Below are 20470 nucleotides of genomic sequence, written 5' to 3' on the forward strand. Positions count from 1 at the left end.
TTACCAACACGCTATACTACGCGCCCCATAAGTCCCTGTAGCTCAGTAGGATAGAGCAGCCGCCTCCTAAGCGGCAGGTCGCAGGTTCGACTCCTGCCAGGGACGCCAGTAAAATCAATGTGTTAGCCTCAGTGCTTTTCTGTAAATTCTCCGTTTTTGCCTCCGGTTCCCCTAGTGGTTCCCCTAGATTTGCAAGCATTGGGATGGCTTACTGGTACCTCGTCAGTCAGCTATGCCCGGCGCACCAGCAGCCTATGATGATAGGTTGCGAGAAGCTACTTTACTCAGAAGGTTTACAGTCAGTAAGCCCTTAGTTGATTGCTGATAAGGTGGTGTTTGTGTACAGGGTTATAACATTGATGCCGGTCACTTCCAGTCGTGCGGTATGCATCTCGCAATTGGCTTCGGCATTAGCCCGTGAGCCTGCTAGGTATATCCTGCCTGCCAGCTGTTGATCAGCATTCTCTGTCCAGATTTTCCAAATTAAGCCTGGTTCATGATTGATACTTTCTGCCGGGGTAATCATAGCTTTGGTCATTTCGTTACCGTAAGGACCATCAAAGGAAAAATGATCCTGTAATATGACGGGTATACTGCCTCTTGTAACAAAGTATTGACGGTGAAGAATAGAAGTTTTCACCCTTAGTTTAATTGTGCTTTTAGCCTTATATGCAGGAGCTATCTTCCGAGTTCATTTAAGCTCAGATAACCTGAAAAAACTTAGGCACGCCTGTTAATGTGAACAGGCGTGCTTGGTCTCATGGTTTCATGCGGCGTTATCTCGCTCCTTAATCCGAGCTTCAATCCACTCGTTGATTTCACTCTCTACCCATGCAACGGCTCGTCCTCCAATCCGAACTGGTGGCGGGAATCGTTGTTGATCCATGAGCCGGTACAACGTTGACGTGCTCATGCCGCAGCGCTCTAAAACAATTTTCCTGCGCAGCAGCTGTGGGCGTTGAGTTTCGTTCTTGTCCATCACTCATCCTCACTTGGCTGATATGAAAATTAGCTAACAGGAGGAATAAGGTGGGGATTCTGACTATTTGCCCCTTTAAAATGTAAATAAAAGAATCTTTAAGTATCTTAATGTTTAATTTGCGCTGGTGCTTTTAAGCGGGGCAACGATGCGACGTTTGGTGGTGCGCGTTTTGTGTAGTGCGCTTTTCAATCCACTACAATCAATCTAACACTGTCGCAAAGTTTTTCAGTATCTGACTCTAAGACGGATGTCGATAAAACTAACAAGGGTTGTTCAGTAAAGCTGCTTACCCTTACATCCCGTCCACTTATGATGTATGTGCAATTAGTCTTTGAGCTAACCATTCCATGTTGTTGCCTGTTTCTTTGATCGGCCGTGCCGAACTGGGACATCCATCGTGCCCGTTGTCGCTATTATCCAGCGCGGTGCGTGCTGGTTTCCCAGCTCGAAAGATGACCACCTGGATAATGATCTCGATCTGCCGAATGCGGTCAGGCATTCTGCTGCGACCTACTTCTGGCAACTCCATGATCGGTGGTAAAATTCACCATGGTGATCTGCTGGTGGTGAATGGAAGCCGGGTGATCGTGATTGCCGTAGATAGAGACTTGGCCGTCAAGCGGCTGATCCTACTGTCGCGCAACTGCGCGCTATATGGCGATATGTTCCACCAGGTGACGGAAGTGCTAGCCAGATTCTCCCCCCATGCTGAAGTTTACTCGATTTACTAAAGCTTTGTGGGCTTTCAGGGATTCGATCTTGATACCCTCGAAGATCATGGTCGCCAGCTACGCGTTTCCATCAGATAGTGGACGGGTATTTCTGTCTCGGTGGGGGACACTGACTCGGGTGTTGGCCAAGTTGGTAAACTACGTCGCCAAGAAATATTCCACCTATAGAGACCAAAGCGTGTGCCTATTAACAGCGGATAGTCCTGCTACGCACGCGCTGCTCAAGCATCTGCCGATCTGGGGCATCGCTCGACGCTTCGGTGTGCGGTTACGCGTAATTGGAAGTGTATCAGGGAAGAACCTATGCGGGTGTATGAGCTGGTTTCGCAGATAAATATAGCAACCCGCTAATGGCCGATATCGACTGAGGCTGTGTGAAAACGTGATGGTCGCTATACTTTGACTAGGTTCGCTGAGGAAATAGTGATGAAGCGATTCGTGGTAGGCGAGGCCCGAAATCAAAGTACGTTATTCCCTGCGCTTTTGGACGACTTCATCGCAGACGATAACCCTGGCCGTGCCATAGAGGCATTCGTAGAAGGTCTCGATCTCAAAGAGTTTTATTTCAAGGGCGCCGATCCGCATGCAACAGGTAGGTCCGCCTATCATCCCGCTGTACTCCTGAAGCTCTATATTTACAGCTACCTTAATCGCATCCAGTCGAGTCGCCGCCTAGAACGCGAGACGCAGCGCAATGTCGAGCTGATGTGGCTGACACAGAGCGTCTGACACCGGATTTCAAGATGATTGCAGACTTCAGAAAGGACAATGGCAATGCCATCCGCCGTGTGTGTCGAGAGTTCATCGTGCTTTGCCGGCGACTGGAGCTGTTCTTCCAAGCCATCGTGGCCATTGATGGCAGTAAGTTCAAAGCGGTCAACAACCGTAATCACAATTTCACAGCGACCAAGATGAAGCGTCGCCTTGAGCAAATCGAAGAAAGCTTTAACCGGTACCTCAGTCAGCTAGATACAGCCGGTCACACTGAGCCCGTCCTGGCCGAGGCCAAGACGAAACACCTAAAGGAGACAATTATAAAGCTAAGGGAAGAAACGGCACGATTACAATCAGTTGAGGAACAGCGGCTACAATCTCCCGATCAGCAAGTATCTTTGACAGATCCAGATCCAGATCCAGATCCAGATCCAGATCCAGATCCAGATGCCAGGGCGATGGCAACTAGTGGCAGAGGCACCGGGACAGTAGGCTACAACGTGCAGACAGCTGTTGATAGCCAGCACCATCTAATTGTGGCCCATGAGGTGACCAACGTCGGGCATGATCGGGGACAGCTCTTCAATATGGCGAAGTAAGCTCGTGAAGCCACTGGCATCAAGGAGCTGAAGGTCGTAGCTGACAGAGGCTACTTCAAGGGGAAAGAAATTCTCGCCTACCATAAAGAAGGGATAACGACCTACCTGCCGAAGCCGATGACATCTCCAAACCAGGCAAAGGGCTTTTTCCCAAGAGCCGCATTCCGGTACTTGCCTGAAAGTAATGAATATTCCTGTCCTGCTGGTCAGCGGCTCATATGGCGCTTAGAAACGATAGAGAAAGGGATGAAGCTGCATGCTTACTGGAGTTCAGCATGTGCAAGCTGCTCCATCAGAGAGAAATGCACGACTGGCATGCAGAGGCGAATCAAGCGTTGGGAGCATGAAAGTGTGCTTGAAGCCGCTATGCAAGTGATTCGCCCTTCTGAGCTTTTTTTGTATTAATTCGATTAATTAGGTTTACTGTAGTTTTAAGCTAGTAGACAGAATTAGAAAAATAAGCATGAAAATGTTTGACGCAGGAAAATAATGTGTTGGGTATCTGAAGTTTCTAGCAAAAAATGCGTCGGCGTAGGTTTATTTTATACACTGTAGCAAGACCCTCAACTTGCGACACAAAATGTCGCACTGCTCCGATAAGATGGCTAGAAATTGACTAGAGATATTGTCAGAAAGTCGCATACAGACCTTTTATTCGGCGATACAACCCGAACGAGCAGTGGAATCGCTCTTTTAATAGGCAAGCTGGTAACACTGATAATGTTTGATCGCAGTATTGTTTATGTAAAACACAGCACCCCTATACGTTTTGGACATAGAACTAGGGAGCATCACGATGCTAGCTTGCCCGCATCCCATTAGCTAAGCTTGCTTTGCATGCCACTGGTCAAAAACCGCTGTATTGCTTAGTGATATTTTGTTGAATAATAAATATCTCGATGTCTGTACTGGCTGCAGGTATGAGTCATTAAAGTGTATTAAACGCTTTGACTGTGCTTGGTTTGCTATCTACTGCTTTGCGTAGAATCAGCCATGGGTATTGGGTATCTCGGCTTATTGAGTACTTCTATTATTTTTAAATTTATTATAAGTGATTGATAATTATGAGTTATACGCTTCTTCATGAAAGCCAAACTGTGAACGAAAATCTGTCCCGAGGCCTGGATGATCGTCAATTCCGTATTCACCAGGCGAGAGAATACCTAAAACGTACACAGTATCTTTTTGAGCATTTTGGTAGTACTGAGCTCAAGTCGACGCACGGACGCTTCGAAGAGTTGCAAAATGCCTTAGCAACAGACCGCGTTAATCTAGTGGTGCTGGGCGAATTTTCGCGCGGCAAGTCGGAGCTGCTTAATGCTCTGCTTGGCATAGAACTACTGCAGACAGCTCAAGAAACCACAACTGCTGTCAATACCTTTTTACAAGCGATACCGGTGGAACGAGACGAGCGATTCATCCGTATCCATTATCAGGATAACCGCCCTGCTGAGGAGATCTCGTGGCACGACGATGAAGCACTAATGCGTTGGGGGACTGAGTTAGAAAAAAGCAATTCCGATGCTCGTCGTGAAGTCTCCCATATTGAAGTTTTTCACGATCATGACCTTCTGAAAAAGGGACTGGTGCTGATCGATACACCTGGTCTTAAGACCATCATCAAACACCACGAAGAGATTACTCATAGAGCAATAGCTGAAGCCCATGTTGCGCTCTGGGTGCAGGCAACTGATCAGCTCGGAGGCACTGAGTCTGAGTGGGAGTTTATGGCACGCACTCTTCGGCGCAACTTTCAAAAATTCATTACTGTTATCAACAAATGGGACAAGGTTCTCGAACCTCAAGATGCATCTGATAGGCGACTCAGTGAAGAAGAGCGCGTTAAACATAAACTTCAGATTGTGAAAGAAAGTTTTCAAAAAAGCCTAGGAGGCCAGCACAGTGCAGAAATTAGTCGTTTGACTGACGAGAACCACTTGTTCGGTGTCAGTGCACGGTGGGCTCGTGATCCTGACCCAATGCGTCGTGAGCGTTCTAATATTAAGCGGCTATCTGAGCGCATAGTCGAGATGCTCACCAGTGGTGAGGCTCAAGAACAAGTTTTTTTAAAGCCGCTGAAGCAATTAACCGAGATTCAGTCACAACTTGAGGATTATATCACCCACGAACTCAACCAGATTGACACAGATAAGAGTGCGGAAATACGCGATCAAGAGTTACAGCGATTAGATCTGGATATTCGTGAACTTGAACAGAAAGAGGAGCGTGAAACACGTGAATCGCATGATGAGCACCAGCGAGTCGCGCGTGTTGTCATCGACGATATTCGTGAACAGTTGCTCAAGCCGCTAATAAGTTTGCGAGATTCAATTGATGATCAGGTAACAGAATCCTATGTACGCCGAATGATGGGTGTACAAAAGGAGAAGATCGGACTGCCCAGTCAACTAGATCAACAGTACCAAGATTTGGCATTTCAACTTGAAGTACGCTGGCGAGAGCAAAAAGGTAAATTAAACGAGACACTTTATGGATTACGCGAACACTACTTAGATGCCATGACACAGCATGGTCAGCTCATTGAGACGAGTTTGAGTCAGTTAAATATTGCGTTACCTCAGCTCGAGCTCAATCTAGACTTCGACTTCTCGGGTTTGGAAGATCATCGCCGGCGTAGCGCTGAACTCAATAACGAGTTGGAAAGCTTAAAAGATGAGATCGACTCCTTAGAAGCCGATATCGCCAATAATACTATCGATGAGCAAAAACGTTTACGTGCTGAGGCAGAGGTGCTTCGTGTACAACGCCGACTTGAAAGCATGGGCGCTCCGCCAGCTCCAGTTATCTACGAAGAGCGACGCAAAACAAGCGATTATGGAAGTGGTTTTCTCTGGCTATCACCCACCTATGAAACTGTCACCTGTAAAGACGATAATAATGTTAAGCGCTATGAACGTGAGCTTGATGAGCTAAATGAGCTTCATAGCAAGCGCGAACAGGCACTGGGTGCACTGATGCAAGAAGAGTTTGAGCGCACCGGACGAAAAATTAATCTTGAAGCTGCGCGCAAAAAGCTCGATCGGCAGATGGCTAAGCGCGAGAAGGACTTACAAAAAATCGAGCATAAAGTACGCCAGGATGAGGAAGCGCTCATTGAAGATACTGTCAACCGACTACGCCGCAATACGTTAAATCAGCTGAATACAAGTATTGCTGAAATCGACCATTATCTGACTCATAACTTGCGTCAAGTATTTATGGAACAAGCCATGATTCTAGCTAACTGCGTTCAGGAACAGATGCTCGAACCACTTAATGCCAAACGTGCTCAGCAACAGGAAATCGAAATGCTACTGCAACAAAGTCAGAATGATATCGCAGTGCGTAGCGATGAACTTACTGGTGCGCTTCGGGCACTCGTTGAAGTTCAGAAACTTACTCAATTTGCATTGCAGAACGCCTAAGGTTTATATCGATGAATAATCCAAACACACTTATGGCGACACTGAACACGCATCTTCCAAAGTATTGGCAAGAACGTTTGAAGACGCTATCTGACCAGGTACTGAGTCCGGATACCCCCTTACGTGTCATTATGCTCGGTGCTTTTTCGGTCGGTAAAACAAGCCTAGTAAACCGTCTGCTCGGTGATGATTGGCTCGAAACTGCCTGTGAAGAGACTACGGCTCTGCCTACTTTCATTGAATATGGGACGTCTTGTTCAATAGAGCTTATCGGCAGCGATGGTAGTGTTGTTCCGCTCGATGCTAATGGGCTGGCGCGGGCAACAACCCAAGCGCCAGAAGGTGCAGCGTGTGCGACGTTGGCAATACCACTTGACTGGTTGCAAGGGGTAACGCTTATAGACTTGCCTGGTCTGGGAGGGCTCTCGACACGCAATCGTGATTACACCATTGCTCAGATTCAGCAAGCTGATGCCGTGCTCTACCTCTTGCCACCTCGTGGGCCTGATTCCGCCGATATGGCCACACTGAGTGAGATCAACCGATATGGCAAACGCGTTAAGGTCTTAGTCGCCCGCTGGGATGAGATAGAGGAAGCAGTCATACACGGTGAGCAACGCCCAGATTTGGACCGGTGGTCACACCAGATTGAGGAGCAGAGTGGGGTTCGTGCACGACTAACACCCATTGACTGCAACGGATTGGGGCGCGAGGAGACACTCAATTTTATTGAGCGCTCACGCGATGATCTCGGTGAGATCCGCCTCCGGCGCCTGCGTTCAGAATTGAGCCCGGCGTTAGAAAATGCACTGGGGCAAAATTCCGATTCTCAGCGTGCATGTACTGCTCAGTCTGAGGGCGATACCGAATCACTACGATTGGAACTGTTGCAACGCCGCAATGCCCTAATCAAATTCAAAGCTGTTCACTTAGCTCGCGCTAAAGAAGCACGAGAATTACTCTCTCGTAAGGCACAGGAAACTGTGCGAAAAGAGCGCCAGACGCTTAAAAATACACTCACGCTGCTGGCTGAATCGATAAAAGATGAAAAAAGCTGGCAGGGGTTTGCCGAAGATGGTGTAGAGGCATTACGGACGTCTCTGGTCCACCTGGCGGACGCCTTAAGCAAGCACTCTTCTGAAAATACGAAGCTTGATTTACCTGACATTCAGGTGGCAGCATTTAATTTGCGCTTGCCCCCCCCCGAGAAGGTCGAGGTAAGTGATTTTCTCGACATGGCCCGATTTGCGCAGATTCAGAGTCAGTTGGAAAAACATACTGCTGATCTTGTGGCGCTTGAAGAACGCCTAGCTGAATTGCCCGAAACAGATTTGACTGAATCACAATGCCAGTTGCGCGAACTTTTGATGCGCCGGGACCAAATAGCTACACAGCCTCTACCGCGAATCATACAACAGATTGAAGGAGGCAATGTTGGAAAAATACTAGGTCGCATGATTGGTGAGGTAGGTGATATTGGGTTGCTATTTATTAATCCAGCCTGGGCTGGTGCTAAGGTCGCTTCATTCGTTGGCAAAACCTCCAAAATCGTTAATACCACGGTTAACGCAACAAAAATTTCAGAGAACGTGGCTAAGTGTGTCAAAGCTGCACAAGTTGCCCGTACAGGGCCGATTACTTCAAATGTGCTACCTCCTCAAATAGCCGACAAACTAAAAATGTTGGAAAGCTTGTCACTGGGTTACTGGGGGGAGCGTATCGGTAGTAGCCTAGATGGCGGCCCAGAAAAGATAACGGTCATTGATCCCGAAGCTCAAGCGCAGCAGCAAGCAGCTCTGATGGAACTAAATTCACATGCAAGTAAGGTAAGGGCACAGTTGGAAAACTGTGAAGATATCGCTAATGAAAGAAAGCTGACTGGCTGGGCTCTGGAGCAGAACCGAAAAGAACAGATGCACCTTCAGGTTAAGCTCAATCAAGTTAAACAGCGTGCAGAAGAGCGCCGCGAAATGTATGAGCGATCTGTGTGCGAAGAGCGCCGGCAGAAACTTGAGCGCTATATTGAGCGTGCGCTAGGACATTGGCAACACAGTTTCGATCAACAGGCTGGGTACATGTGTGATTTGCTTGAGATGCGAGTACGCGATGAATGGGACAGCGAAATTGAGGCTTTACTCAGTGAGCGCTTGATCGAAATTGAAGCTTTGAATGTACGTATTGAATCTGCTCCTGCCGAACGAGAAGCAGCGCTTGAAAAACTGCGCTTAGAGGCTAATGGGCTGAGGGCTGCACTGTCGGCACTTGAGTGAGGTGGGTTAGATGAGCCATAGAAGTATTGTGAAAAAGCAGAATAATTTAAACAGTGCCACAGCAAATGGCTCAGCGTCATTCAATATTAGGGAAACCCAAACACTGGTGTCGCCAGAAGAACTAACCCGTTTTCTTGAACTCAGCCTAGATTCATGCACTGATGAATATCTACGTCGTTTGGCGTTATTTACTGTGCAGTCAGCAGATATCGCTGTGATTACCAAGCAGTTGGATCTTCAGCGCAAGCGCTTAGAGCAACACGATCGCTCTCTGACCGAGCAATCTGCAGCTTTAGCAGAAACTGCAAGTCGGATGGAAGCACAAATTGAAGGCATCGAACAGAAGCAAAGCTTAGAAAGACTAAGGGAACTGTTGCGATTTGAGGGGCATACAGCCGAAGTATTGTCGATCGCTTTTAGCCCAGACGGCAAGCGGGTGCTGTCGAGTTCGGCTGACCGCACAATACGCCTCTGGGATGCCGAAAGTGGCCGCCAATTACGACGCATTAATGTGCGTAACTGGGTGAGATCTGTAGCCTTCAACCCAGATAATGAACAGATTCTATCGGGCTCAGACTTTAACACGATAGAGATTTGGGATGCTAAGTATGGCCACGAAAAGGAGACTTCTGAATCTCTTCTTTCTGATTTAGACACAATATTTACACGCGAACTTCGGCTTTTCAATGGACATGAAGACTGGGTGAATTCAGTGGTGTTTAGCCCAGATGGAAAGCTAGTGCTATCTGGTTCAGATGACCATACTATGCGTCTTTGGGATGCTGACAGCGGTCACGAGCTGCGATGCTTTGAGGGATATGAAGATTCTGTGAATTCGGTTGCCTTCAGTCCGGATGGCAATCAAGTAGTGTCGGGTTCAAGTGATGGCACGGTACGGCTCTGTGATACTGAAAGCGGTCGTGAGTTATGGTGTTTAAAGGTGCATGAGGGCTGTAAGGTGAATACGGTTGCCTTCGATCCAAGTGGCAAGCGAGTGTTGTCGGATTCATTTGGTCACACAATACGTCTTTGGGATTCTGAAAGCGGCCGCGAGCTTATGTGTTTCGTTGGGCATACAAATCAGATTAATTCGGCCGCCTTTAGTCCGGATGGTAAGTGGATGTTGACGGGTTCAGACGATAAGACGGTGCGTCTCTGGGATGCTGAACAGGGCCTCGAACTGCGGTGCTTTGTGGGGCATAAGAACTTGGTGAGCTCGGTCGCTTTTAGCCCTGACGGCCAGCGTCTGTTGTCATCTTCGGCTGATCATACGGTACGCCTCTGGGGGGGCTCGTTAAGATGTGTTACCAGAATTTAGGTAAATCCAATCAGGTCGCTACATATGATAGATCGAATGCAACTAAATCCGTCTATTACGCCCTTCGTAATTTTTCTGAGCGTATGAACCATACGCCAGTGCCATCCGACGGCTTGCTCAGCGCACGAGTGATCGGCGAATTCTCAGCTGGCAAAACACGTCTTTTGCACGAATTGCTGAGTGAACGGATTCCTGAGGCGCTTTTCCCAGTCAGTTCTCTCGAACGTCAGACCCGGCTACCACTCGAGATTACCTATGGGCATTCCGCTACGTTGGAATTGATTGAGCGATCAGAAGATTATGATGAAGCGGTTGTTGTAGAGACTTTTTCAACTTTCCCGCAGCGCGAAGAAGTATATGACTATGACCCTTCGCGTTACCGGCTGCGTCTTATCATCACAGAGCCAAAACTATTCCTTCCGAACGGCGATTATTTTAGCGACGAGCTGGAGCCTAAGCGCCTGCTGTTGATCGATATGCCGGGATGGAACTCGGGTGAGGATGATATTGCTGAAAGCGATGCCTCGACGACCATAGCTGGACATCATAATCTAGCGTTGGTCTTCGTGATCGCTGCTGATCGGCTTGACGGACAAAATAATCATGCGCGTCTAGGTGAGTTTCTGAACGCCTTTGCCGACGCTGATTTCGTGGGTTTACCCACGCTGATTATTGTGATTACTCAATGTCCGCAACCCGATCAGGAGCGAATCACCGTGCGGATGCGTGAACGGATTATGTCACTATGGGCTAATGAACTTAATCAGGATCCAGAAGAGCTCTGCTTACAACTGCTAGCGGTCGATTTTGCTGAGCTATCACCGGAGGAATTGGTTGCTTTTCGCGATACTTTTTGGACCTATCTAATGGCACCTGTGCATCAAGAACCAACTTCACCTGAGACACATCCTTGGAGCTCCCTAATATGCCAATGGAACAATGATAAGGATCCGCGTCCGTACTTATTGCACGCAGCAAAGCAATTGGAAGAGGCCCGCATGCTTCTCGCTCGCGCCAGCACCGATAGCAAGTGCTTCCTTCCCGGTATGAATATGCACCGTCTGATCGGGCTTGATACTGCTGCTATTCAGACCCGTCTACTTGATATCTGGCGACGTCAGTTACAGTGTCACGATGCGGAATTCATTGCCGAGAGCCTAACGGTATCCAGGCAACTTACAAACGATCACCCTCTTAATGTGTGGTGGAGTCATTACTGGCTGCCTAATCTAGATCACGCTCTTGCGCCAACCCGTCGTTTTTTTAAGCAGGCAGAAACCGCACTGGTCCAGGTCCAGCCGGATACTCCAGATTTGCGCGTCCATCTTATGACACAGTTGAGTGTTCAACATATCGAAGCCGTGCAGGCGCTTGACTCTAGTTTTACTTGTTTGGTGGAGGCCGCTCAAACGTTGACTGAAGGTATTCCTCTAGACCAGACAGTGGCTACGTTGTTAAATCTGTCGCTGTTAGAGGCACGTTACATGGATCATTATACTTTGGCTAAATGTAGTCAGTCTCTCTTAAATCCGACTACAACTGGCCTAAGATAAGGAACTAATCATGCCTAACCTAGATACTTCTATTGAAGGGTTTCTACGTTCTGCAAGCGAAGAGCGGGTGGTTTATACATTTCTTGATATGCTGGCCGAACGCACGGCACAATTGGAACAAGCTTCGGGGCAAGATGAAATACGCTCACTTCGCGCAGAAAATCGCCGATTAGTGCAGCGTATTGCCGATTGTGAGGTGCCGGACATCGATACACTGTTGGTGTTCTTACCTGTAATCTTCCAAGATGTGTGGAGCCTAGTCCGCGCAGATGAAATAGCCATATTGGCGCATACGCTGGAAGTGCCTTCAATCTCCTCATCTCGTCCAGAGCCAACACAGCAAGAAGTCCTGCTGGGTCACCATTTGTTAACGCAATTGGCCGAGGAACAGCGTTATCCTATTCGTAAAGCATGCCAAGCTTTGAAAAAACATCATTCAGAGCTTGTTGTAAGGCACATCATGCAAGAGTTTTTGATGGATCTGTAATGAATGAAAAAGAAGAAATTCGCCTACGTAAACGTCAGGAGGATTGTGAGAATTGGGCTTCTTCGTATGTATGTGAAATATCACGTATCCGCACCTCTTACTTCTGATTGTAGCGGTCAAGTAAAATTGGCCAATGGACTATAGTCAACCCATTACTTTTTCTCTGCCTGTTCTAGCCTCATATCACCATTGTGCTAGTGAGGAATTAGCTGGCTTCAATTTACCTGATTAAATATTTCACGATATGTTGCTGACTCTGTAAAAATTAACGATAGCCACATGTTGGCAACCATCCAATCTTTATGATCCGAAAGAGATAGTCATTTATACCGCCATATTCTATGGCCGATAAGAAAATACGCTTGAAAATTTGAACCGATTATCAATTAATTCAGGGCTCTCACCCTCTACGTTGAGTTAGATCCATTCCACTATATCCTTTTTAAGGAAGGTAAATCGAATCGCCTTGGCTCTGCTCTGCTGCAACCTCCTGCACCGTATCTTTTGGTTGGTACCAAAAGCTTAATTTTTCTTGTTTCAGAGAATAAAAATATGTATTTCTTAGTGGCCTCTCAGAGTGAACGTTGCGACAAATCATTGACTGGCCTAGAGGTGCGCTAGTGGGAGAGGCTACTGACTGCACCCAACATCCCCCATGCCCCTTCCATGGTGGAAAGCGCTCTGGCCACCGGCACGCCGTCAACACGAGTCCGATAACACACGTCGCCAGACGCAGTTTAATGATGACTATCGTACCTGGGAGCACCGCAAAGCCAATTTTGATGCCGCCGAGTTTGCCCGGCAGCAGCGAGAAGAGCAGGGCGTGCTGACGATATGACGCTCACCCTGCAAGAGCGCCTGGAAGAGATCGACTGGCCTCGCGAGACCGTGATCGATTTTGATTTGGGAAGCGATGACACCACGATGGCGCTGGATATTGACCTGCCATCTGACGATGACATGCCGGATCAAGAATGGACGATGCCCGCCAAAGCGCTGCCTTTCGTGTGCTTGGCGCCGTGTTTGTGCGTTTGCCCTCTGTTCAAGAAGCGCGGGTGTCTGGGTATCGTCAAGTGGTCGACCCCACCACGGGTAGTACGCGCGATCAGTATCTCTATAGCATCAAGGTCACTCGAGCACAGTGGAACCGTATCCACTTTGGTCAGCTGGCGCAGGTCGATCCGGTGGCAGCTGTTGAAGCGTTTACGCTGCGTCGTAACATGACCAAAATCGGCATCTTTCGCGACATTGAGCCGTTTAAGCTGGTCTAAAAGGCCTCTCGCCAATACTGAACCGACGACGCAGAGACCACCCCCTGTTGGGTACCGATCTCGATGACCGCTTGCTGAAAGGTGCGGGCTAGGTCGGGCTGGTGGCACAAGGCTAGCGACCGAATCATCCGCGTGGTACGTAAATGATTATGGCCACCAGCTTTCAGCCAAATATGGGTTTGTATTGCCAGCGTTGGTTGAGCGACGATATCGCTCCCATCCCGAGCGAGGCCAAAAAAGTCGAGCATAACGTCTAGCGAGCGCTGCTGATGCTGGCGCATAACTTCATTTCTCTCAAACGCAGCCTGTACCGTGGGCGTCAGCAAGGGAGCAAAGGCGTTAAAACGACCCGCCTCAGGGATAGGGAACAGCCACTGAATATAGTCGTGGGTGTGCTCTAGCCAGAAGGAGGATAGCGCCCAAATATCCTCAAGGCACCGGCCTTTATGATCGCGGCCTTCACCGCAGTAAAACTCAATCAAGCGCTGATCATTATCCATTAAGTAGCACTCATCAGGGGTTCTATCGGGGCATATAACGCCATCTCTCGGGCATGTCGTTCGGCATTGTCATCCTGATGTGCCTCAATGCCCTCCAGTGCACGAAGGTAATAGGCGGGTAAGCCATGCTCGCGTGCCTCGGCAAGCACATGGTGCTTGTACCAGGTATATGGACGCAGGCCGAGTGCGGTGAGGTTGCCGATATACGCCTGCACCTCAAACTGCCGGTCGCTTGCTAGGTCAGTGACGGTGAGCCACGTCTCGTTATATGCCGCGCCTAGCCCCTCATAGCGATCGAGCGTCGGTTTGTGATGAGAAGCCATTTCCCAAATGACCCCATAGACAGCGGACTGCGCTGAGGCAGGCACAATATCGCATTTGCCTGAGCCGTCCCCACCGCGTTGATGAAATGCCAGGCGGTAAGCGGGCAGAAGGGCGGTGGTCACAAAGCGTGCTGGAACGCGGGCCGCTATGCGCTGGGTCGCCATATTGGAACCGTAGGCAAAATAGAGCATGGGGACCCTCCTTGGTGTAGCAATGATAACGTCGTCGCGCTTTTCCGCATGCGGAAAAAGGATATATCGAACCATGAGGCTGGCGGGTGTTTATGAAGTCACAGGGGATTCAGTGGCGTAGTGTGCCAGCATCTGTTCTGCGTTCGTTTTGATCCTCTCTCGCCATGCGTGAGGCGCGGCGACCTTGATATTTGGCCCCATGCCCATCAACCACCAAAGCGTCTGCTGATCATCCGGTACGTGGGCGGTTAGCCGATACCAGCCGTCAGTGTCCGGCAACGCTTCTATCGATTGTGTGTCTGATAGTGGCGTTTCCTGTAGTAGCCACGCCACTGGCCTAGTGATATCAGCCTCTAGTACCACATCGCTCGGCCCCTGAAGATACCCAAACGCACCGCCTTTTATGTACTCATCAATGTCAAAATCGTGCTGCTCTTGCCAGGGCTGTTGACTGAGTGTTGCCTGCTTCACGCGATGAAGGGCGAACTGGCGAAGATCCTTAAAGCCATCCACATGAGCTAACAGATAAGTGGCACTGTGGCGGCTCACAATGCCTTGAGGGTGGAGGATAAACGCCTTTTCAGAGTGACTGGTACGTGATAGATAAATAACGTCAACGGCTTTCTGCTCAAGGAGCGCCTGCGAGATGGTCTGCCAGGTTGCCTCGTTAATCTCAGCGGGGATCAGCGCTTTACCGTTGGGAATGGCGCGTACTTTGCGCGCCCACTGGCTAAGCCCATTAGCGCTCATGTCGTTCAGCAGTTTCCGTGCGTCGGTAAAGTGGGGCGAGAGCTGGCCGACCACCACCGGAGGCAGCAACCCCTTCAAATACTCTTCCGCCAATACCAGCGTTAGCGCGCTGGGCACATCAAGCGCGGGTAGCTGACACTGAAAGTCACGATCAAAATACCAGCGGTAAGGTTTCTGGCTATCGTCACAGCCGATGGGAAACTGCGTGGAGAGTTTCTGGCTTAAATCCCGCTGCAGAGAACGTGTATCGATATTAAACCCGCGCTCTGCAAGCTTCTCTTTCAACACGGGCGTCGCGATGCGTCCTGGAAAGCGAGGAATCAGCTGTAGCATGGTCAAGTAACGGAAAAGCGTATCGCGGGGTTCAGACATAGTGACGCCAACCTTGGCTGGATATATGAAAGCGTTGAGTTTAACGTGCCTCACAAAACTTAGCGACCCGTGCCGGTAAAGCATCAGGCTCTTTGGCCACCAGGTGGGCACGCAGTCGCCACAACGTTACGGTGCTTTGATCTATATAAGTATTCGGCAAGTCATGCCAGAGGGCGGCGGGGTGGATATCCATGGATGTTTCTACTGCAATATTGGGGTGTCCTTCCAGCCAGCGATACACACTCATCGCGCTGCGCCCCACGCATACTGGAAAGAGCAGGGCATCAGCAGGGAAAAGAATCCCGAGTGCCAACAGCAGTGCATTCACCTCATGGTCACAAGCAAGGTGCCAACGTTGATAGTCGGCCACCAGCGGTGCGGTCAGATGACCTGCCACACAGTGCCAAATGAGGTGCGCTTGTAAGAACTGACGGGACGTATCAGATAATGTGGCACTGTAATCTGGGCAGATATAAAGCTTTTTGCCATCCGTGCTGGCACTATGAAAGCGTGAGTCAGTGACGGGGGTAAGGGTGAGAAACTGGCTTAAAAAGCCCATGACGGGCATTTCATGTTTCCACTGCTCACGATCATTTAGCCACTTGGCTACTTCCTGTTGGGTAGTGTCTTGAGTCGTTACACATTCGTTCATGGTCATCTTAGCGTCCACCGTCCCTGATAAGAGAGAATGAGGCTATGACGTGGTTGCGACATTGTGCGTCGCATAGCCCCGCAAAACGTTCTCACGGTGGCACTATCGCGTTAGAAAAATGTGTCAAGATAGGTGTTGATATAAACACGCATAAGCACGCTGCCGATATAACAATGTCAGCAACAACCACTGTCGTTCGTTAAATATGAGGTCTAGAAATGAGTAGCCGTCATGCCAATCGCGCCATCCTGGTGCTCGAGTCTCCATAGGCGTTAGATGACAACGACGCAACGCGTAGCGAACGGTTGATGGCCACTGTCGACAAGCTCAATCGAGAACTAGAGCGAGGAACCATACAGCAGGGCTACCCCGGCCAGGCAACGCCTGGGTCATACGTTCTGAACACCGCACGCCGCGCTACACCACCCGCTGGGAAGACTTGCCCGCTGTGTGTTAGGCCTGCATCCTTAAAACGGGAGGAAAGAAGAAAAAAGACCACCTTGAGGCTACCAAAGTGATCGCCGTTTCGTATGTCTCCGAGGGGAAGCGTTTGCTAACAGATCTCAGAGCTCATCCGATTACTATACGGGTGCAAAGGGGGCTGCGCGAGCCGGAGAAGTGCTATAGCTAATGATCATAAAAATGCATTAAGTCACTAATTAATAATGATTATCCCCAATTATTTTAAAAAATGTAATTGGGGATAATTTGATCTTGTGCTGCCCAACAGAACATTGATCAGTAAATCACTTGCTACAGCTGTCGTAACGACACGCACCAAGAAATCAGCTGAAGAATGCCCAAGTCACTGATTAAGTGCTAAGGTGGATTAGATAATAAAAGTTGCCAGTTGAGAGCAGGATGCCATCAGACCACACCCACCAGCACGATCCACTAGAACGCATCTTTGCATACAGGGCGTTTGATCTGCGTGACCGTTTCCCGCAACCGCTAGAAACAGTCCGGCAAGCACTAGAGTGCTTGCAAAGCGATAACGCCTATCTGCCAGATATGAGCGGTGAGATTGTGGCGTATCTGCGTGGTGGACGCGCAGTCCCTATTCCTGAACACCTGTTTATCCGACAGGTGGGCAATAGCGCGTCAGTGGTTCCAAAAAGTGAAAATGATCGTGTCTGCAATGCTGTGGACACGTGGCTTCGAGAGACCCTTTCGCGAGAAAACGAAGACACGGTGAATGCTTCAACCGTCAGACCCTCCCGTCTCAATATTTTGCTCGATCAGTGTGACCCCAATGCCCCCGAACCTGACGATATACAGGCGTGGCAGCACATGGGAGAGGTTGGCAGAGAAATCATCGAGGCGCCCGGTAGAGAAGACATATGGGACGCCGCCGTCAAAGCGATGGGAGAAGTGAATGCAAGACGATGGATGAAAACGTCGAACCCCAAGCTAAATGGCAAAAGCCCCAACGTGGGTATCGAGAAAGAGCCTATGCGGGTGTATGAGCTTGTTTTGCAAATGAATACAGGAGCGGGCTAATGGCTGATATCGACCGAGGCTGTGTGAAAACGTGATGGTCGCTATACTTTGACGAGGTTCGCTGAGGAAATAGTGATGAAGCGATTCGTGGTAGGCGAGGCCCGAAATCAAAGTACGTTATTCCCTGCGCTTTTAGACGATTTCATCGCAGACGATAACCCTGTCCGTGCCATAGAGGCGTTCATAGAAGGTCTCGATCTTAGAGGACTTGGTTTCAAGGGCGTCGATCCGCATGCAACAGGTAGGCCCGCCTATCATCCCGCTGTACTCCTGAAGCTCTATATCTACGGCTATCTCAATCGCATCCAGTCGAGTCGCCGCCTAGAGCGCGAGACGCAGCGCAATGTCGAGCTGATGTGGCTGACAGAGCGTCTGACACCGGATTTCAAGACGATTGCAGACTTCAGAAAGGACAATGGCGATGCCATCCGCTGTGTGTGTCGAGAGTTCATCGTGCTTTGTCGGCGACTGGAACTGTTCTCTCAAGCCATCGTGGCCATCGATGGCAGCAAGTTCAAAGCCGTCAACAACCGTAATCGCAATTTCACAGCGACTAAGATGAAGCGTCGCCTTGAGCAGATCGAAGAAAGCTTCAACCGGTACCTCGGTCAGCTAGATGCAGCCGATCGCTCGGAGCCCGCCCTGGCCGAGGCTAAGACGAAACATCTAAAGGAGAAAATTATAAAGCTAAGGGAAGAAACGACACGATTACAATCAGTTGAGGAACAGCGGCTACAATCTCCCGATCAGCAAGTATCTTTGACAGATCCAGATGCCAGGGCGATGGCCACCAGTGGCAGAGGCACCGGGACAGTAGGCTACAACGTGCAGACAGCTGTTGATAGCCAGCACCATCTGATTGTGGCCCATGAGGTGACCAACGTCGGGCATGATCGGGGGCAGCTCTTCAACATGGCGAAGCAAGCGCGTGAAGCCACTGGCATCAAGGAGCTGAAGGTCGTAGCTGACAGAGGCTACTTCAAGGGGGAAGAAATTCTCGCCTGCCATAAAGAAGGGATAACGACCTACCTGCCGAAGCCGATGACATCTCCAAACCAGGCCAAGGGCTTTTTCCCAAGAGACGCATTCCGGTACTTGCTTGAAAGTAATGAATATTCTTGTCCCGCTGGTCAGCGGCTCATATGGCGATATGAAACGATAGAAAAGGCAATGAAGCTGCATACTTACTGGAGCTCGGTATGTGCAAGCTGCGCCATGAAAGAAAAATGCACGACAGGCAAGCAACGACGGATCAAGCGTTGGGAACATGAAGATGTGTTTGAAGCTGCACAGTCACGTCTCGATTGGAATCCAGAGATGATGCGCCTAAGGCGACAAACCGTGGAGCATCCGTTTGGCACTCTCAAGGCTTGGATGGGGGCGACACACTTCACGACAAAGCGGTTTAGAAATGTAAGCACAGAAATGAGTCTTCATGTATTGGCGTACAACCTGAAGCGCGTCATAAAGATTTTGGGAGTCAATGAGATAGTGAGGGCTGCGAGGGCGTAACAGCCCTTTTTCTCTTTATTCTAGGGCCGTGATAGCGACTGTAACTGGTTTCTGATGACTCCACGATTTTCAACATCAGTGGTCGGCAATTATAGAAGCCAAGGTTCAGATGAGGCTAACGGGCAGTTGAAGGCAAAGGTTCTTGAGTCGGGCCAGATTTTTCTGTTTTCACACGGCCAGGACCCGAAGCGGACATGTGGGCATGCTCGTTCATTGGGTGTATGTGGTATACACGAAGATCGGTGTTAAATAGCCAAATTTCACTTAATTTTCATTTTTTATAATAAGATAATAGGCGGCTGACCGTGCGGCATAACATTATTGCACGCGTGTGCACGTTCAAGTGGAATATCAAGCACGCGATATAATACCTTTTCTGCGTCATAGGCAACGTATGTCGGAATATTTCAGCGATAGGGAACGGAAGCCTCAGCCACGTACTGAGGAAACGATTTCTCCCGCAGTTTGGGGCGGAGTTGTAGGGCTAATCAATTCTTTGGTTTCTACAGGGGCTTTTGGGGCAAAGTATCCCGAGTTATGTCCAGATGGTCAGGGGCCAATTGGAACCGATGAAAACAGCTTGCAACTGTCCTTGCTCGCTGAGATTCCCGGTTTGGCTTGGCCCTTAGAGACAATAGGCTCGGAGTCCGATGGCTTCCTTGTACGGCGTGTGCCATGTGCTCCTGACACATTGCTGATACTCGATCTGGTTGAGTTCGTTCACGATCGCGTGGCAAAACCGATCCAGGGAACATTTCATTCCTTCTTCAATCATCATCACCTGAACTTCGATGAGTCCGTTGGACAGTTTGAGTTTCGGAGAGACATCAATCGTCTGTTCGCGAGGAATGGCCTTGCGTACGAATTGGGAGAGGATGGTCGAGTTACACGTTTGGCTCCTACTGTGCTAAGGGAGACCCTGGCAGTTGCTGCATTCCGCACAGGGGACGCCACATTGGACGGAATGCTCGAAGAATGCCGCGTCAAATTTCTCAATCCAGCACCCACTGTACGTCGAGAGGCAGTCGAGCGACTTTGGGATTGTTGGGAGCGTCTGAAATCACTGGACGATCCAAAGAACAAGCGGAAATCAGTTGGAACATTGCTAGATCAAGTGACTACAGAACCAGCGTTTCGTCATGTTCTAGAAAATGAGTCAAGGGCCCTGACCGATATTGGCAACTCATTCCACATACGGCACTCGGAGGTCACACAATCTATGGTTGTGGCTCCGAAGCAGGTTGACTACCTGTTTCATCGTCTTTTCGCTCTAATTAGCCTATTGCTTAATGCGCGTGGTGAGAAGTGACGCCGAACAA

18 protein-coding genes, 1 tRNA gene and 1 pseudogene are annotated in these 20470 nt (G+C 49.3%); 14 read left to right on the forward strand and 6 right to left on the reverse strand.

Features of this window, described 5'->3' with window-relative positions; genetic code table 11:
• Nucleotides 1-31: 31 nt before the first annotated feature.
• Nucleotides 32-108 (forward strand) — tRNA-Arg (locus tag M0220_RS13775).
• Between the two features lie 202 nt (nucleotides 109-310).
• Here M0220_RS13775 and M0220_RS13780 read toward each other — a convergent pair.
• The gene (locus tag M0220_RS13780; RefSeq protein ID WP_264017960.1) at nucleotides 311-538 is read right to left on the reverse strand and encodes a YdhR family protein; all 228 of its coding nucleotides are present in this window, start codon (nucleotides 536-538) and stop codon (nucleotides 311-313) included.
• Between the two features lie 228 nt (nucleotides 539-766).
• Nucleotides 767-979, reverse strand: a complete 213-nt coding sequence (locus M0220_RS13785) for a helix-turn-helix transcriptional regulator (RefSeq protein ID WP_264017961.1) — start codon at nucleotides 977-979, stop codon at nucleotides 767-769.
• Nucleotides 980-1434: 455 nt separating this feature from the next.
• Between M0220_RS13785 and M0220_RS13790 the strand changes: the two genes are divergently transcribed.
• The 9 genes and pseudogenes from M0220_RS13790 (at nucleotide 1435) to M0220_RS13830 (ending at nucleotide 13350) form a co-directional block, all read left to right on the forward strand.
• On the forward strand, nucleotides 1435-1713 hold the full coding sequence (locus M0220_RS13790) for a S24/S26 family peptidase (RefSeq protein WP_264017962.1): 279 nt from the start codon (nucleotides 1435-1437) through the stop codon (nucleotides 1711-1713).
• 426 nt (nucleotides 1714-2139) lie between these two features.
• Nucleotides 2140-3389 (forward strand): annotated as a pseudogene (locus M0220_RS13795) (IS1182 family transposase); the annotation flags it as partial.
• A 701-nt stretch (nucleotides 3390-4090) separates the two neighbouring features.
• On the forward strand, nucleotides 4091-6451 hold the full coding sequence (locus tag M0220_RS13800) for a dynamin family protein (RefSeq protein ID WP_264017963.1): 2361 nt from the start codon (nucleotides 4091-4093) through the stop codon (nucleotides 6449-6451).
• Nucleotides 6452-6462: 11 nt separating this feature from the next.
• Entirely contained in the window at nucleotides 6463-8721 is a 2259-nt protein-coding gene (locus M0220_RS13805; protein WP_264017964.1) for a dynamin family protein, read from the forward strand.
• A 10-nt stretch (nucleotides 8722-8731) separates the two neighbouring features.
• Entirely contained in the window at nucleotides 8732-10039 is a 1308-nt protein-coding gene (locus M0220_RS13810) for a WD40 repeat domain-containing protein (RefSeq protein WP_264017965.1), read from the forward strand.
• Nucleotides 10021-11592, forward strand: a complete 1572-nt coding sequence (locus tag M0220_RS13815) for a dynamin family protein (RefSeq protein ID WP_264017966.1) — start codon at nucleotides 10021-10023, stop codon at nucleotides 11590-11592. Before M0220_RS13810 ends, M0220_RS13815 begins: the two co-directional genes overlap by 19 nt.
• 10 nt (nucleotides 11593-11602) lie before the next feature.
• Complete coding sequence (locus tag M0220_RS13820; RefSeq protein WP_264017967.1) at nucleotides 11603-12079, forward strand: hypothetical protein; 477 nt, start codon at nucleotides 11603-11605, stop codon at nucleotides 12077-12079.
• Nucleotides 12080-12734: 655 nt separating this feature from the next.
• Nucleotides 12735-12917, forward strand: coding sequence for a hypothetical protein (locus M0220_RS13825; protein ID WP_264017968.1), 183 nt, complete (start codon nucleotides 12735-12737; stop codon nucleotides 12915-12917).
• A gap of 136 nt (nucleotides 12918-13053) precedes the next feature.
• Nucleotides 13054-13350, forward strand: a complete 297-nt coding sequence (locus M0220_RS13830) for a hypothetical protein (RefSeq protein ID WP_264017969.1) — start codon at nucleotides 13054-13056, stop codon at nucleotides 13348-13350.
• Here the strand turns inward: M0220_RS13830 and M0220_RS13835 are convergent.
• From M0220_RS13835 to M0220_RS13850, 4 genes are all read right to left on the reverse strand, one after another.
• Nucleotides 13347-13850 carry an opioid growth factor receptor-related protein gene (locus M0220_RS13835; protein WP_264017970.1) on the reverse strand — a complete coding sequence of 168 codons (504 nt, stop codon included), beginning with the start codon at nucleotides 13848-13850 and terminating at the stop codon, nucleotides 13347-13349. The genes M0220_RS13830 and M0220_RS13835 overlap by 4 nt on opposite strands.
• A complete protein-coding gene (locus M0220_RS13840) occupies nucleotides 13850-14365 on the reverse strand; it encodes a gamma-glutamylcyclotransferase family protein (protein WP_264017971.1) in 516 nt (171 codons plus the stop codon). Before M0220_RS13840 ends, M0220_RS13835 begins: the two co-directional genes overlap by 1 nt.
• A 90-nt stretch (nucleotides 14366-14455) precedes the next feature.
• Nucleotides 14456-15487, reverse strand: a complete 1032-nt coding sequence (locus M0220_RS13845) for a helix-turn-helix transcriptional regulator (protein WP_264017972.1) — start codon at nucleotides 15485-15487, stop codon at nucleotides 14456-14458.
• A 40-nt stretch (nucleotides 15488-15527) separates the two neighbouring features.
• A complete protein-coding gene (locus M0220_RS13850) occupies nucleotides 15528-16145 on the reverse strand; it encodes a DUF2201 family putative metallopeptidase (protein WP_264017973.1) in 618 nt (205 codons plus the stop codon).
• Between the two features lie 385 nt (nucleotides 16146-16530).
• Between M0220_RS13850 and M0220_RS17425 the strand changes: the two genes are divergently transcribed.
• The 4 genes from M0220_RS17425 (at nucleotide 16531) to M0220_RS13865 (ending at nucleotide 20460) form a co-directional block, all read left to right on the forward strand.
• Nucleotides 16531-16596 (forward strand): DUF4113 domain-containing protein, encoded by a 66-nt coding sequence (locus tag M0220_RS17425; RefSeq protein ID WP_404813861.1) that lies wholly within the window; start codon nucleotides 16531-16533, stop codon nucleotides 16594-16596.
• Between the two features lie 404 nt (nucleotides 16597-17000).
• The gene (locus M0220_RS13855; protein ID WP_264017974.1) at nucleotides 17001-17639 is read left to right on the forward strand and encodes a hypothetical protein; all 639 of its coding nucleotides are present in this window, start codon (nucleotides 17001-17003) and stop codon (nucleotides 17637-17639) included.
• A gap of 75 nt (nucleotides 17640-17714) precedes the next feature.
• Nucleotides 17715-19151 (forward strand): IS1182 family transposase, encoded by a 1437-nt coding sequence (locus M0220_RS13860; RefSeq protein WP_264017975.1) that lies wholly within the window; start codon nucleotides 17715-17717, stop codon nucleotides 19149-19151.
• A 394-nt stretch (nucleotides 19152-19545) separates the two neighbouring features.
• Entirely contained in the window at nucleotides 19546-20460 is a 915-nt protein-coding gene (locus M0220_RS13865) for an AbiJ-NTD4 domain-containing protein (protein WP_264017976.1), read from the forward strand.
• Nucleotides 20461-20470: the final 10 nt, after the last annotated feature.

Source organism: Halomonas qinghailakensis (genome assembly GCF_025820815.1).
Taxonomy (GTDB): Bacteria; Pseudomonadota; Gammaproteobacteria; order Pseudomonadales; family Halomonadaceae; genus Vreelandella; species Vreelandella qaidamensis.

What these genes read in the sequence shown, in the direction of transcription:
- M0220_RS13850 (WP_264017973.1), bottom strand. Translation starts at nt 16,145, where the DNA reads ATGACCATGAACGAATGTGTAACGACTCAAGACACTACCCAACAGGAA.
- M0220_RS13840 (WP_264017971.1), bottom strand. Translation starts at nt 14,365, where the DNA reads ATGCTCTATTTTGCCTACGGTTCCAATATGGCGACCCAGCGCATAGCG.
- M0220_RS13790 (WP_264017962.1), top strand. Translation starts at nt 1,435, where the DNA reads ATGACCACCTGGATAATGATCTCGATCTGCCGAATGCGGTCAGGCATT.
- M0220_RS13825 (WP_264017968.1), top strand. Translation starts at nt 12,735, where the DNA reads ATGCCCCTTCCATGGTGGAAAGCGCTCTGGCCACCGGCACGCCGTCAA.
- M0220_RS13860 (WP_264017975.1), top strand. Translation starts at nt 17,715, where the DNA reads ATGAAGCGATTCGTGGTAGGCGAGGCCCGAAATCAAAGTACGTTATTC.
- M0220_RS13785 (WP_264017961.1), bottom strand. Translation starts at nt 979, where the DNA reads ATGGACAAGAACGAAACTCAACGCCCACAGCTGCTGCGCAGGAAAATT.
- M0220_RS13810 (WP_264017965.1), top strand. Translation starts at nt 8,732, where the DNA reads ATGAGCCATAGAAGTATTGTGAAAAAGCAGAATAATTTAAACAGTGCC.
- M0220_RS13805 (WP_264017964.1), top strand. Translation starts at nt 6,463, where the DNA reads ATGAATAATCCAAACACACTTATGGCGACACTGAACACGCATCTTCCA.
- M0220_RS13845 (WP_264017972.1), bottom strand. Translation starts at nt 15,487, where the DNA reads ATGTCTGAACCCCGCGATACGCTTTTCCGTTACTTGACCATGCTACAG.
- M0220_RS13800 (WP_264017963.1), top strand. Translation starts at nt 4,091, where the DNA reads ATGAGTTATACGCTTCTTCATGAAAGCCAAACTGTGAACGAAAATCTG.
- M0220_RS13780 (WP_264017960.1), bottom strand. Translation starts at nt 538, where the DNA reads ATGACCAAAGCTATGATTACCCCGGCAGAAAGTATCAATCATGAACCA.
- M0220_RS13855 (WP_264017974.1), top strand. Translation starts at nt 17,001, where the DNA reads ATGCCATCAGACCACACCCACCAGCACGATCCACTAGAACGCATCTTT.
- M0220_RS13830 (WP_264017969.1), top strand. Translation starts at nt 13,054, where the DNA reads ATGGACGATGCCCGCCAAAGCGCTGCCTTTCGTGTGCTTGGCGCCGTG.
- M0220_RS13865 (WP_264017976.1), top strand. Translation starts at nt 19,546, where the DNA reads ATGTCGGAATATTTCAGCGATAGGGAACGGAAGCCTCAGCCACGTACT.
- M0220_RS13815 (WP_264017966.1), top strand. Translation starts at nt 10,021, where the DNA reads ATGTGTTACCAGAATTTAGGTAAATCCAATCAGGTCGCTACATATGAT.
- M0220_RS13835 (WP_264017970.1), bottom strand. Translation starts at nt 13,850, where the DNA reads ATGGATAATGATCAGCGCTTGATTGAGTTTTACTGCGGTGAAGGCCGC.
- M0220_RS13820 (WP_264017967.1), top strand. Translation starts at nt 11,603, where the DNA reads ATGCCTAACCTAGATACTTCTATTGAAGGGTTTCTACGTTCTGCAAGC.